The following is a 13,557-nucleotide window of genomic DNA, read 5'->3' as shown; positions in this document are numbered from 1 at the left end:
TCCAAAAACGGCTTTACTTCGTCTTAGCTGCGAGTACTTTCTTTACGCCGTTTCCAATGAGAATCAAAACGACGAGAATGGCCAACAATAAGAGGAGTCTTCCCTTATATTTGTGAAAATGAAATAAATCATGGGCAATCATCGATTCCAAAAATACGATCGGCAGTTTCCCGAGCAAGGTTCCCCATAGAAAATGAGTAAAACGCATCCTTGTCAGCCCCGCAGCAAAGTTTATCGCTGAAGAAGGTAAAATCGGTATCAATCTCCCTAATAGTACATACAAGAATCCACGTTTCTCCATCTGCTGGCTAAACTGAACAGCCAACGGAAATCTCTCAAGTTTTTTCTCTACCCAAGCATGTCCATAATAACGAGCAAAATAAAAAGATGCGATTGCTCCTAAGCAAGACATCACGTAATTCACGAGAAATCCAACTTTTATTCCAAAAATAGCAACACTTGTCCCTGCTACAAGAACAAACGGAATAAATGGAAAAAACGTTTGAATGAAAATCAAAGCCATTCCAATGATTTTACCAGGCCAACCAATTTCTCTTAAATTTTCAGATAGCTGTCGCATGTTGCTATGAGTGAGTTTAACGCCTATAGGGTTAAAGAAGAAAAAGTAAATCAAGCCAACGAGCAAAATGATAATAAATAGAACTAGCAGTATGCGCTTTCTGTTAAATACTAACAAATTTCGACCATCCTCCTCTTAGACCAAACCATTGTAACATTTTACAGCAGGTTCAGGAAGAGAAATGTAGGTATATATATGCCTACCTTAGACAGTTTACCCTCTCGCTGCAAAATTTATGAGAAAACAAAAAGCACTCGTCCATAGACAAGTACTTTTTTCGTTCTAACCAATCTGAATTTGGTTACGGCCGTTATTTTTAGCTTGATAAAGAGCCATATCGGCACGATAGAACAGTGATTCCACACTTATCTTATCTTCTTCCCAATTCCAATCGGAAACGCCACAGGAAACGGTTACTTGAGGATTCGTCTCCTCAAGGACACGTAGACGGATGCGTTCTGCGATACGAATCGTCTGATCCTTTGCGACTTGCGGTAAGTAAACCGCAAGCTCTTCCCCGCCCCATCTTGCTGCAATATCACTATCCCTTATGCTGGTCTTGATAATTTGGCTAACCTGGATCAATATTTTATCGCCAATTTGATGACCATGCGTATCATTAATCCGCTTGAAATTGTCAATATCAACAACGATAAGCGAGCCGCAGAAGTCCTTCTTTTGTAACAAATTAGCCTGTTCATCTAAATAATGACGTACATAAAGTCCCGTCAGATTGTCTGTAATGACCATGCGTTTCACTTCAGCATGCAGCGAAGCGTTCGTCATGGCTAGACCTATATGCCCAGAGAGAACCTGCAGCAATTTATAATTATCATAGGAGAAAAAATTAGGCTTGCTATGTACCACTAGAATAACGCCTTCAACTCGTCCATTCACTAGAATCGGTGAACCAATTAGCGACCGCGCGTTGGTCAACTGCATCAGCCTCGATTTCACCTTGTCATTGATCAAATAGTCCGAGATGATAATCGGTTCTTTGGAGTTGTAGACGAGGCCTGAAAAGCCTTGATTCAAGGTAATGGTCTCATGAAACATAGCAGGCAAATTAGTAGCTTGTACGATTAATTTCTCACTTTCTTTATCCTTTTGTAAAATACAGCTGTAATCCGCACCGAATATGCTTAAAATTTCGCTCGATGCTGAGTTGAAAATTTCGTTTAATCGCAAACTCTGATTTAGCTGCTTGGTGATTTCATTAATAAGGCGAAGCTCGTTAATCATTAGATTGGACTGCTCATACAACTTTGCGTTCTCAAAGGCCGAGCCGGCTGTATCGGCAAGCAATGAAATGAATTGCAAATCCGAAGCGTGAATCAAATCATGCTCAGATTTCATGTACAATACACCGTATACACCCTGCTTGCCGGATAACGGAGCCGCTATCTTGCCTGTGCTTGGCCCATTGCTGCCGGACGTAGGTTCAAAAATAACATGCCCTTCCATAAAAGCACGCGTACAAATGTCATTCTCTGTATTCTGGAAATTCAAAGGCTTCACAGACAGATTCGTTGAATCGTTGTCTTGTGAGAGCAATAAATCTACTTGTATTTTGGGGTAAACGCTATGCATACATTCAATAACTTCGGTCAACACTGAATCGACATCAATTTTGGCATGCAGCTTTTTGGAAGCCTCGAATAAGATATCATGCTTCTTAAAGTCAAGTTCCCTTTGTTGGTTTTGCATGGACAAATGATTATATTTGCGACGATCCTCCACGCTATGCACACAGCTTTGGAATGAAATAGCAAGGACATATAGCATTTGGACAAATTCGTCAGGTTGTGTAGGTGACTGGGAGAATAGTCCCAAATATGAAATTGGTTTTCCTTGCGGATCTATAACTGGAATCGAAGCAGCCAGAACGGTCTTTAGCTCTTTTGCGCTCATTTCATCGCCTGTCATCATATGCAATTTTGGATTCCTTGCACATCGAGCTAGAGGATTATCATTTCGCTCTGCGTAGCTCCAGGATGCTCCTACCTGCAGAAAAGCATCCATAACAGGAAAGTCATGGGAGCAGGAATTCACAACACTAAGATCAGTATTAACGCATAGCAATGCGGTTTGAGGGGGCAGCATCGCTTGGCCGAATTGGTGAATCCAGTACTCAAACGCATCCTGCAATGCTTCATAACAATTGGATTCCCAATAGGAAAAGTTGCTAGAAAGAACAAGTCCTTGCCGAAGAAACTCTTCGAAGTGTTCTGCACAACTATGTTGTTTCATACTACGAAGTGATTCACTCATAGGCTCTCCTTCACCAACATACTATAGTCCTATTGATCCAGGCTAAATCTTACCTCATATATCATACTATTTTTCTGTGCTTATTGCACGATTTTTTAGAATCCTATCTAAGGATTGAGACTTGACACTTGCCCCTATTTTTAATAAAATTAGAAGTCGAGTAACAACATGATTTCGGTGAATGCCATTTGTGATCACCCTCACTGCTTTTGCTCCTGCCAAGACAGCGGCTGAACTACTCTTGTCAGGGAATCACAATATGATTCGTAAGCAAAACCAGGCACTTGTCTTCACCCTGACATCTAGATGCTATCTACTAAACTATTTGTTAAAGAAGGAGTTTTTCCTAAATGTCACGTTATACAGGACCTAAATTTAAATTAAGCCGTCGTGTTGGTATTTCTTTGAGTGGTAACGGTAAAGACATGAAACGCCCATTCCCTCCAGGTCAACATGGCCCAGGTCAACGCAAAAAAATGAGCGGTTATGGCGTTCAATTAAATGAAAAACAAAAGCTTCGCCACATGTACGGTTTGAACGAGAAGCAATTCCGCAACTTATTTGATAAAGCTTCCAAACTTAAAGGTATCTCTGGTGAGAACTTCATGATCTTGCTTGAAAGCCGTTTGGACAACCTGGTTTACCGTCTTGGTCTTTCCAACTCCCGTGCAGGCGCACGTCAATTAGTTGCTCACGGTCACGTAACTGTGAACGGCAAAAAAGTAGATATCGCTTCTTACATCGTATCTACTGGCGACGTTATCGCTCTTCGTGAAAGAAGCAAAGGTCTTTCCGCTGTGAAAGAAGCTCTTGCTAACCGTAACTACCTGCCAACTTACCTTGAGTTCAACGACGCAAGCGTAGAAGGTAAGTACATCCGTTTGCCAGAACGTTCCGAGCTTCCACAAGAAATTGACGAGAAACAAATCGTCGAGTTCTACAGCCGTTAATAAAAGCAAACCCCTTAGGGATTTCTCTAAGGGGTTTATTTTTTATCCACATCAGAATGTATAAGTTCGAGGCCCTCGTCTTCGAAAGACCTCGATGCTAGTTTATCTCATTATGCAAACTGTGCAAGATAGTAATTCTTTTTCCCGCGGCGAATGATGAGGTATGACTCCCCAAGCTTGCCCAAATCTTTGACAATGGCATCGAGCCCAGTCACTTTTACGCCGTTAACAGTAACGGCTCCGCTTTCAATATCTTGGCGTGCTTGACGTTTGGATGGAGCCGCTCCAACAGCAATGAGTAAATCCACCAATGCAATGTCATCTTGTTCTAATGTAGTTGATGGAACGTCCTTGAAAGCTTCTTCAATCTCCTTACGAGAAAGTTCCTGTATGTTACCATTAAATAAAGCTGTTGTTATGTTCAGTGCGCTTTCCAGCGCTTCTCTTCCATGCACAAGCTTCGTCACTTCGCTTGCTAATAATTTCTGCGCCTCTCTTTTCTCAGGCTGTGCCTGCACTTCTTCTTCGAGACGTTCGATTTCCTCGCGGCTAATGAATGTGAAATATTTCAGGAAACGGATGACGTCGTTGTCGGCTGTGCCTAACCAGAATTGGTAGAACTGATAAGGAGACGTCTTGCTTGCATCCAGCCAAATGGCTCCGCCTTCTGTCTTCCCGAACTTTTGTCCGTCACTCTTTGTCACAAGCGGCAATGTCACCCCGTAAGCACGTTTATCTGTTGTCTTGCCGATGAGCTCAAGACCCGCCGTAATGTTGCCCCATTGGTCGCTTCCGCCAATTTGTAAGGAGCAATTTTTCGTTTCATTCAGCTTTAAGAAATCGTAGGATTGCAGAATCATATAGCTGAACTCAGTGAAGGAAATCCCTTTCGTAATCCGTGAATCAACGGAATCCTTCGCTAGCATATAATTCACTGTAAAATTTTTACCAACATCACGAAGAAATTCGATTACATTCAGAGAACCGAGCCAATCATAATTGTTGACTAGCTCAGCGCTATTTTCAATTTCTGCTGAGAAATCGAGGAAACGGGACAGCTGCCATTTAATGCTCTGGGACCATGCTTCTACCGTCTCAGGTCCATTCAACGTTCTTTCATTGGCTTTCCCACTTGGATCACCAATTAGACCCGTACCACCGCCAACGAGTGCCAGAGGAATGTGACCAGCCAGCTGAAACCGTCTCAAAGTTAGAATGGGGAGCAGACTACCGATATGCAAGCTGTCCGCTGTCGGGTCAAAGCCGCAATACAGCACGACTCGTTCTTCGCTAAGCTTTTTGTCCAAGCCATCGCGGTCCGTTATTTGATGAAGCAGTCCACGAAACTCCAAATCCTTCAAAATACTCATGTTCATCCATCTCCTTTGTCCTAAAAAATACAAAAAAGCCTTCTTATCCACAAGGGACGAGAAGACTTGACTCGCGGTACCACCCTAATTAAAACAGCAGTTACGTACATCTATAACAAGATGTTAGGTGTACGGCTAACTATTTCCACTCAAGAACCTTTAACGGGGTTTAGTCGGCAAACACTACTAGTGCAGCTCAATGTTGCTGCAGGTTCCCATTCACTGCTCAAGACCGTAATTCACTAACCTGCAGGTACCGGTTCGCACCCTCCACCGGCTCTCTGAAAGCATCCACAAGCTACCTACTGCTGATCCATCTACGCATTTGATAAAAGTTATATCACAGATTCCTGGGTATTGTCAAACCAGTTTGGCTTCCTTTCTTCTGTTAGAATTACCGCATGAGGGGCACTTATGGTATACTATTAGCGTTCATGTAAGGAGGATATTGGAACTTATGCGCAATTTTTTTGCTAAATGGAATCGCCCTTGGGTGAGAACAACATTCAAAGTAACATGGATTACCTTAAAATGGACCCTCATTTGTGCCTTTCTGGCAGGAATTTTGGGTGGATCAGCCGCATTTGGATATGTAAGCGCGCTGGTTAAAAAAGATCCTGTTCGCAGCGAAGAATCCATTCGCCAGCAAATGCAGGAAAATGCCGTGACAGGCTTTGCTTACTTCAATGACGACACAGTCATTGGTCAATTGCGTACAGAAGAAGATAGACGTCTCGTCCAACTGGATGACATTCCACAAGTTCTGTTAGACGCTGTTCTATCTATTGAAGACAAGGACTTTAACAACCATCATGGGATCGATTTCCGCGGACTATATCGCGCGGTAACTCAGAAACTGCTGAATGAAGAAGTTCAAACCGGCGGCAGTACGATTACGCAACAGCTTGCCAGACGGGTATTTCTAACCCTAGACCGCGACGACGGCCGTAAAGCAAGAGAACTGCTGCTTGCACTGCGGATGGAACGACTAATGTCTAAGGATGAAATTTTGCTCGCCTATTTGAACAAAATCCCTTACGGAAATGGGGCTACAGGCTATAACCTGTATGGCATTAAAGCCGCAGCCAAGGGCCTGTTCAATATTGATGATCTGGACAAATTGAACGTTGCCCAAGCCGCTTACCTAGCTGGGCTGCCACAATCCCCTTCGCAGTATTCCGCATTCACGAGTAAGCCTGACTTTGATGAAGAAGGTTTCAAAAAGGCGGTTACGCGTGAACAATTAGTACTCAAACGGATGCTGGAAGAAAAGAAGATTACGAACGAACAGTACCAAGAAGCTCTTAAATTTGATCTCAAAGCGTCAATGCCCCCTGCTGCTCAGAAGGCATATACCACCTATCCTTATCTGATGATTGAAACAGAAAAGGAAGCAGCCGAAATTTTGCTGAAAATCCAGAAGCCTGATCTTGATCCTAAGATAAATCAGGCTGCTTATAATGAAGCATTAAAAGGTATACATACTCAGCTCTTACGCGGCGGTTATCAAATCTATACGACCATCGATAAGACGATCTATGATTCCATGCATGAAATTTCGAGTAACGAGAAAAACTTCGCTCCTACAGATGAGAAAAAAGGCGGCATTGAGCAGGTCGGCGCTATTATGATTGATTCCAAATCGGGCGCCATTAAAGGTATGATAGAAGGACGTAATTTCTTCGATGAGCAGCTCAATCACGCCACCCAAGCGTTCAGACAGCCTGGATCAACGATGAAGCCCATTGCAGCCTATATACCAGCCTTAGAAAAAGGAGCCATTCAACCGGCCAGTGTTGTGGATGATATTCCAATTATCCTAAAAGACGGTGTCAAAGGCTTCCATCTTCCAGAAAACTGGGATCACAAATTTCACGGCTTAATGACAGCAAGAAGAGCATTGAACCAGTCTTACAATATCCCTGCAATCGACCTATTTTTGAATAAAGTCGGGATCAATGATGCTTGGGATTTTGCTAAAAAGCTCGGTATCACGTCCATTCAAAAAGAAGATTATTATGCACAGACGGGTGTAATCGGCGGACTAAGCCGCGGTACTTCTGTGAAAGAATTGACAGGTGCTTATGCATCCATTCCGAATAAAGGCGTATTCAACGAGACATTCATGATTCGTGAAATTAAAGACTCAAATGGAATAACGATTTATACACATGCTCAGAAGCCAACTCCTGTCTACTCCCCACAAAGCGCGTATCTAATTACGGATATGATGAAAACGGTGATTAGCCAAGGTACAGCTACTGACTTAATGAAAAAATATAAATCATACGGCAAAATCGAGATTTCAGGTAAAACAGGCTCTACACAGGACGATGCCGATGCTTGGTTCATGGGCTTTACCCCGGATATCACCGTTGGTGTGTGGATCGGTTATGATCAACCGATTAATAAGTTGTCATCCAAAACACTTCAAACTTATCACGCTAAAGATATATGGGCACTCATTATGAACAGAACCATCGAGCAAAAGCCGGAGCTGTTCCCTACCAAAACTTTCGCCAAGCCGGACGGTATCGTCTCGGCAACCGTATCTAGCTTATCTGGCAAGCTGCCAAGCGAATTAACAACGAACTCTGATCTTCAAGTGACCGATCTTTTCAATAAGAAGTTTGTGCCCACTGAAGTAGACAACGTTATGGTACGGATGAAAATCAGTTCATTCAAGGGATTAAATTACATGGCACAAGACCATACGCCAGCAGATTTCACCCAAGAAAAAACCGTGATCAAACGGCAAAAATCGATCAGCCAACTGCTTAAAGAAGTGGAAGAAGCGATGAGCAAACTCCCTGAGAAGAGCAGAAAACCGATCGAAAATTACAAGCCAGCAGATTATGACGACGATGCACCATCCGAAATCGACCCTCGGGTTGACGATGGCAAAGAGCCAGCGGCACCTACGAACGTTATAACTACAAAGTCAGGAGATACGGCGACTATCGCCTTTCAGCCAAGTACGAATCCTGATCTTGTTGGGTATCGCCTTTATCGTTCCGATAACCGCGGCAAGTTCCAGCTCATAGGCGGCAAGGTTGTCTTAGCAGGTGCAGAGCCGAAGTTCGTCGATAACATCCCCGGAGCAAGCTTGATGGGGTACTTTGTGACAGCAGTCGATGTTGCCGGGAAAGAATCCCTGCCGAGCCGTTCCTCCTATACAGACGGAAGCTCACTAGATTCATTATTCGTACCTCCTGTTGATGGCAATCAAATTCCAGGCTCACCAAATCCTCCGACCGGAATTGGTGAGCCCCCGGGAACGGGAAACAATGGCACCACCCCAGCGAAAGATTTACCTGCTGCACCAACGAGCCTTAAAGCCAAAGCTGATGGCGCAGGAATAATGTTAACCTGGAGAGCGAATGCATCCAAGGATAAAGTAAAAATGTATAATGTTTATTTTAGCGATAAGGAAAAAGGACCCTTTACGAAGCTAGGTTCAGTGAATGATGCGACCGAATTTCATTATTACGCTGCTGCTTACAACGGTTATTACAAAGTAACTGCTGTCAATAATGCGGGCGAATCAAAGCCCTCCACTTCAATCGCCTATAACAACTAAATCATTATGGAAAAGAAAAAGGCCCGGGTAACCGGGTCTTTTTTATATCAAAAGCCCTAAATGCGCAGCAAAAAAGCCTCCTTCACACTAAGAAATCTTGTGTAAGGAAGGCTTTAGTCTAAATTCACCTATTAGTCTTCAATCGTCGATAAGTCGCCTGTTGGCAAATTGAGCTCCCAAGCTTTAAGAACACGGCGCATAATTTTACCACTACGTGTCTTAGGCAGCTTGTCTTTGAATTCAATTTCACGAGGAGCTGCATGGGCAGAAAGCCCTTCTTTAACGAATTTGGAAATGTCCGCTTTTAACTCATCGGATGGTGAGAAGCCTTCACGCAAGGCGATAAATGCTTTAATGATCTCTCCACGCATCGGGTCGGGTTTACCAATAACCCCAGCTTCAGCAACCGCTGGATGTTCAACAAGCTTACTCTCTACCTCGAATGGACCTACTCGCTCACCTGCCGTGTTAATCACATCATCCACACGTCCTTGGAACCAGAAGTAACCCTCTTCATCCTGATAAGCCGAATCTCCGGATACATACCAGCCCGTTAATCGGAAATATTCTTCATATTTGGAAGGATTGTTCCAGATTTTGCGCATCATCGAAGGCCATGGTGTTTTGATAGCAAGGTTGCCCATTCGATTAGGCGGCAAGATATTTCCGGCATCATCAATAATTGCCGCTTCAACACCCGGAATTGGACGACCCATGGAACCAGGCTTAATTGTCATCGAGGGATAGTTACAAATGAGTTGTCCACCTGTTTCTGTCATCCACCAAGTATCATGAATTCGCTGGTTATATACTTTTAGTCCCCAACGAACAACTTCCGGATTTAGCGGCTCTCCTACGCTCAGCACATGGCGAAGCGACGACAGATCGAAACCAGCGACTACATCATCACCAGCACCCATCAGCATACGGAAGGCGGTTGGAGCACTGTACCAAACGGTTACTTTATATTTTTGAAGTGTATTGTACCAATCCTTAGGACTAAAACGTCCGCCACGAATCACATTCGTCGCTCCGTTTAACCATGGAGCAAAGATGCCGTAGGAGGTTCCCGTTACCCAACCTGGATCCGCTGTACACCAGTAAATATCATCCTCTTGAAGATCCAATACAATTTTACCTGTATAATAATGTTGAATCATCGCGTTTTGAACGTGAAAGACACCCTTTGGCTTACCCGTTGATCCAGACGTATAGTGGATAATTAATCCATCCTCACGATCCAACCACTCGATATCTAACTCTGTTGAAGCATTTTCCATCTCTTTATAGAAATCAACTTGCCCCTCGGCAAGCTCCACATCTTCCCCAACGAGAATGATATGCTTCAAATGAGGAAGTTCGTTGTAAGGAACACGCGATAGTAAGCTTGGCGTTGTAACAATCGCTACAGCCTCGCTATCTTCTAAACGGTCTCTCACCGCTGTCTCCATAAAAGCCTCAAACAATGGACCTACAACAGCACCTACTTTTAGCGTTCCGAGTAAAGCAAAATACAGCTCTGGTGTACGCGGCATGAAAATAAATACGCGCTCTCCTTTGCTAACACCAAGTCCTCGCAGCACATTACCGAACTGATTTGATTTCGCTTTCATTTGGCCAAAAGTAATCGCTTCTTCTCGCGCATTATCGCTATAGTAGAGTGCGATTTTGTCCTTTTTGGTGGATTCTGCATGGCGGTCAATCGCTTCATAAGCCATGTTAACTTTACCAGTTTCATGCCAAGAGAAGCTCTTCTCGATGTCTTTCCAGTCAAATGTTGCATGCGTTTGTTCATAATTTTTCATGTTAGGATTAGGGGATACAGCTTCAATGAGTTCCACTTTCATTTGATCCATGTTCGTAAAACCCTCCTCACGTGATAAACCGTTTTCATTTTACTGAAGTATTTGAGCAAAATGTGATCGATTTTTGACATATTCTATTATATCATACCGGGAATTTTTCGCATACGTTAAAGTTCAGCTTTTATTTCCAAACAAAATTTGGTATAAGAATACTATGACCTAACGGAAAAGGAAACTTTCATCATGCTGTTTTTTAAAAGGAGAGCTAAGGTTATGCAGCATACCAAAATATACCACTTACATAGCTTGCACGCAGCTCCCGATCAGCCCCAAATTATCATTGAAGGACCCGTTTCAGCAGAAAGCTTGCAGGACCTCATTATGCATGCTAAATTAGATGCTTTCCGCAGACCTAAGGAGCAGCTAGAGGCATTAATCGAAATTGCACAATTACCTGAAGGTCGAATCATCCTAGCAAGAGACGGCTCCACCATTGTTGGTTATGTCACCTTCCATTATCCCGATGAAATTGAGCGTTGGTCACAGGGCCATATGCAGGATTTAATTGAATTAGGCGCCATTGAAGTTGCTGACGACTACCGTTCGATCGGATTGGGTAAAAAGATGATTCGCCTTGCTTTCGAAGGCGAACAGATGGAGAATCTCATCTGTTTCACCACCGAATATTATTGGCATTGGGATTTGGAAACAAGCAAACTAACCGTCTGGGAATACCGTCAAATGATGGAGAAGTTAATGAAAAGCGTCGATATGATCTGGTTTGCTACCGATGATCCTGAAATATGTTCACATCCAGCCAACTGTCTCATGGTACGAATTGGCAAGTATGTTCCAATTTCGTCCATCGAGCAGTTCGACCGCATTCGTTTTCAGCAGCGTTTCATGTATTAGGTTTGAATAATCGAGGGATTTCTAGGGCTTCAAGCGAATTTGTTAGCCAATTCGGGGGAATTTGGGATATGAACAAGAAAGCATCAAGTCCTGTCTTTATCTATGACGATGAAGAAATTCAATATAAATTTAATGAAAGCCACCCGTTCAATCAAGATCGTCTGGTGATGACGGTCGATTTGCTGCGCAAGGCTGGCGCGCTCCCTGACAGCGCGCTTCGAACTCCTCGCTCCGCCACCGATACGGAGCTGCTGCGGGTGCATTCACCGGCTTATATCGAAGCCGTGAAAGCGCTTAGCTGTTCCGCGCCGGAGGAGCGTTGGATCCGTGAAGCGGCACGCTTCGGACTCGACACCGACGACACGCCCTACTTCGCCGGGATGCATGACATCACGGCGAAGGTCGTAGGCGGATCCATCACCGCTACGGAGCTGGTGATGTCAGGTAAGGCACCGCACGCCCTTCACCTCGGCGGCGGGCTGCATCACGCGCTGCAGAGCAAGGGCGCGGGCTTCTGCGTCTACAACGACGCATCAGCGGCGATTGCTTACGCCAAAGAGACGTACGGTGCGAAGGTGCTGTACGTCGACACGGACGTGCATCATGGGGATGGCGTGCAGTGGGCCTTCTACGCCGATCCGCAGGTATGCACGTTGTCCATTCACGAGACGGGGAAATATTTATTCCCCGGCACAGGCGCCGTGAACGAACGCGGCGAAGGCGATGCGTTCGGCATGAGTATTAACATCCCGATGGAGCCTTACACCGAGGATGAGTCGTGGCTGGAGTGCTTCGGCGAGGTGCTTACCGAGACGATCGCCCGCTTCCGGCCGGACGTCATTATCTCGCAGCATGGGTGCGACGCCCATGCTTTCGACCCGCTCGCGCATGTGCATTGCTCCATGCGCGTGTACAAGGCTATGCCCGAGCTGATCCACTCCCTTGCGCACCAATGGTGCGAAGGGCGGTGGGTTGCGCTCGGGGGCGGCGGGTACGACATCTGGCGTGTCGTACCGCGGGCTTGGAGCCTGCTCTGGCTCGTGATGAGCGAGCAGGCGATCTTAGCGCAGCTGGAGGCGCAGCCTCAGCTGACGCTGCCCCAGGCGTGGCTGGACGCCTGGCAGAGCAAAAGCCCGGTCCAGCTGGTAGATACATGGCTGGACCCTGTAGAGACTTGGGCGCCGATTCCAAGGCGCCAAGTGATTACCGAGAAGAACAGGCAAACAAAGGAACTCGCGATGATATACTTGAAGTAGCGACTGTTTCCTAATTAAGAAAAAGCTCAGAACCCGCTATATCGGGGAAATTCTGAGCTTTATTATTTATCCACATTACAGTTGCTTCACGATATCCTCAACCATTTTATACGAATTCTCAGAAGCCTGGACAGTAAACTCTGCAAAGTTCACATGAGCGGATCCATCCGCTTTATCGGACATTGAACGCAAGACCACATATGGAATGGCATTCATGGAGCAAACTTGTGCAACTGAAGCCCCCTCCATTTCAACACAAACGCCGCCAAGCTCTTCATAAAGGCCGGCAACGAGTTCCCGGCTAGCGATAAACTGGTCACCAGAGAGTACTCTCCCCTTTTTAACCTTACCAGCAAACAGCTTTTCACCTGAAGCAACAGCCAGCTCAATAAGCTTGGCATCGGCTTTGAACACGGATTTCGCTTCGTAAGGGATGATGCCGCGAGGAAAACCAAGAGCCGTAACATCCATGTCATGCTGCATACATTCACTCGAAATCACAAGATCACCGATATTCAGCTCAGGATCCAACGCTCCTGCTACTCCAGTAAAAATAATCGCTTCAATACCGAAACTGCTAATTAATAGTTGTGTTGTCACAGCCGCATTAACTTTCCCTACACCTGTCCGGCACACCACAACTTGCTTGCCAAAATACGTACCTTCACGAAAGATAATGCCGGCTTTGATCGTTTCACGCACATCGGTCATACGCGAAACCAACAGCTCAATTTCTTCATTCATCGCACCGATAAGGGCAATTTTATTCCATGTCATTTCATTATCCTCTTTTCCTTATGTACATAGGAAAACCTCTACCGAGATCATCCCAA

Annotated in this window: 9 protein-coding genes and 1 other annotated feature; of the genes, 4 read left to right on the top strand and 5 right to left on the bottom strand. The window is 44.9% G+C overall.

What is annotated here, in order from left to right; genetic code table 11:
• Positions 1–13: 13 nt before the first annotated feature.
• Positions 14–697, bottom strand: a complete 684-nt coding sequence (locus tag BLT91_RS02785) for a TVP38/TMEM64 family protein (protein WP_090816331.1) — start codon at positions 695–697, stop codon at positions 14–16.
• 165 nt (positions 698–862) lie between these two features.
• Complete coding sequence (locus BLT91_RS02780) at positions 863–2,830, bottom strand: sensor domain-containing diguanylate cyclase (RefSeq protein WP_254776758.1); 1,968 nt, start codon at positions 2,828–2,830, stop codon at positions 863–865.
• 371 nt (positions 2,831–3,201) lie between these two features.
• Between BLT91_RS02780 and rpsD the strand changes: the two genes are divergently transcribed.
• Positions 3,202–3,801, top strand: coding sequence for a 30S ribosomal protein S4 (gene rpsD, locus BLT91_RS02775; protein WP_079416295.1), 600 nt, complete (start codon positions 3,202–3,204; stop codon positions 3,799–3,801).
• Between the two features lie 110 nt (positions 3,802–3,911).
• Here the strand turns inward: rpsD and tyrS are convergent, their stop codons facing one another.
• Entirely contained in the window at positions 3,912–5,171 is a 1,260-nt protein-coding gene (tyrS, locus tag BLT91_RS02770) for a tyrosine--tRNA ligase (RefSeq protein WP_090816328.1), read from the bottom strand.
• Between the two features lie 49 nt (positions 5,172–5,220).
• Positions 5,221–5,500, bottom strand: a binding site (T-box leader).
• Between the two features lie 128 nt (positions 5,501–5,628).
• Between tyrS and BLT91_RS02765 the strand changes: the two genes are divergently transcribed.
• Positions 5,629–8,751, top strand: coding sequence for a transglycosylase domain-containing protein (locus BLT91_RS02765; RefSeq protein WP_090816326.1), 3,123 nt, complete (start codon positions 5,629–5,631; stop codon positions 8,749–8,751).
• Between the two features lie 131 nt (positions 8,752–8,882).
• Here BLT91_RS02765 and acsA read toward each other — a convergent pair whose 3' ends face one another.
• Positions 8,883–10,607 (bottom strand): acetate--CoA ligase, encoded by a 1,725-nt coding sequence (acsA, locus tag BLT91_RS02760; protein ID WP_090816324.1) that lies wholly within the window; start codon positions 10,605–10,607, stop codon positions 8,883–8,885.
• A gap of 222 nt (positions 10,608–10,829) precedes the next feature.
• On the opposite strand from acsA, the gene BLT91_RS02755 reads away from it, so the two are divergent.
• Positions 10,830–11,468 (top strand): GNAT family N-acetyltransferase, encoded by a 639-nt coding sequence (locus BLT91_RS02755; protein ID WP_090816322.1) that lies wholly within the window; start codon positions 10,830–10,832, stop codon positions 11,466–11,468.
• A 68-nt stretch (positions 11,469–11,536) separates the two neighbouring features.
• Entirely contained in the window at positions 11,537–12,724 is a 1,188-nt protein-coding gene (locus BLT91_RS02750) for an acetoin utilization protein AcuC (RefSeq protein ID WP_090816320.1), read from the top strand.
• 75 nt (positions 12,725–12,799) lie between these two features.
• On the opposite strand, the gene BLT91_RS02745 is transcribed toward BLT91_RS02750, so the two are convergent.
• On the bottom strand, positions 12,800–13,501 hold the full coding sequence (locus BLT91_RS02745) for a 5'-methylthioadenosine/adenosylhomocysteine nucleosidase (protein ID WP_090816318.1): 702 nt from the start codon (positions 13,499–13,501) through the stop codon (positions 12,800–12,802).
• Positions 13,502–13,557 lie beyond the last annotated feature (56 nt).

Source organism: Paenibacillus sp. yr247, assembly GCF_900103825.1.
Lineage (GTDB): Bacteria > Bacillota > Bacilli > Paenibacillales > NBRC-103111 > Paenibacillus_E.
This window is presented reverse-complemented; position numbering and strand designations above follow the sequence as displayed.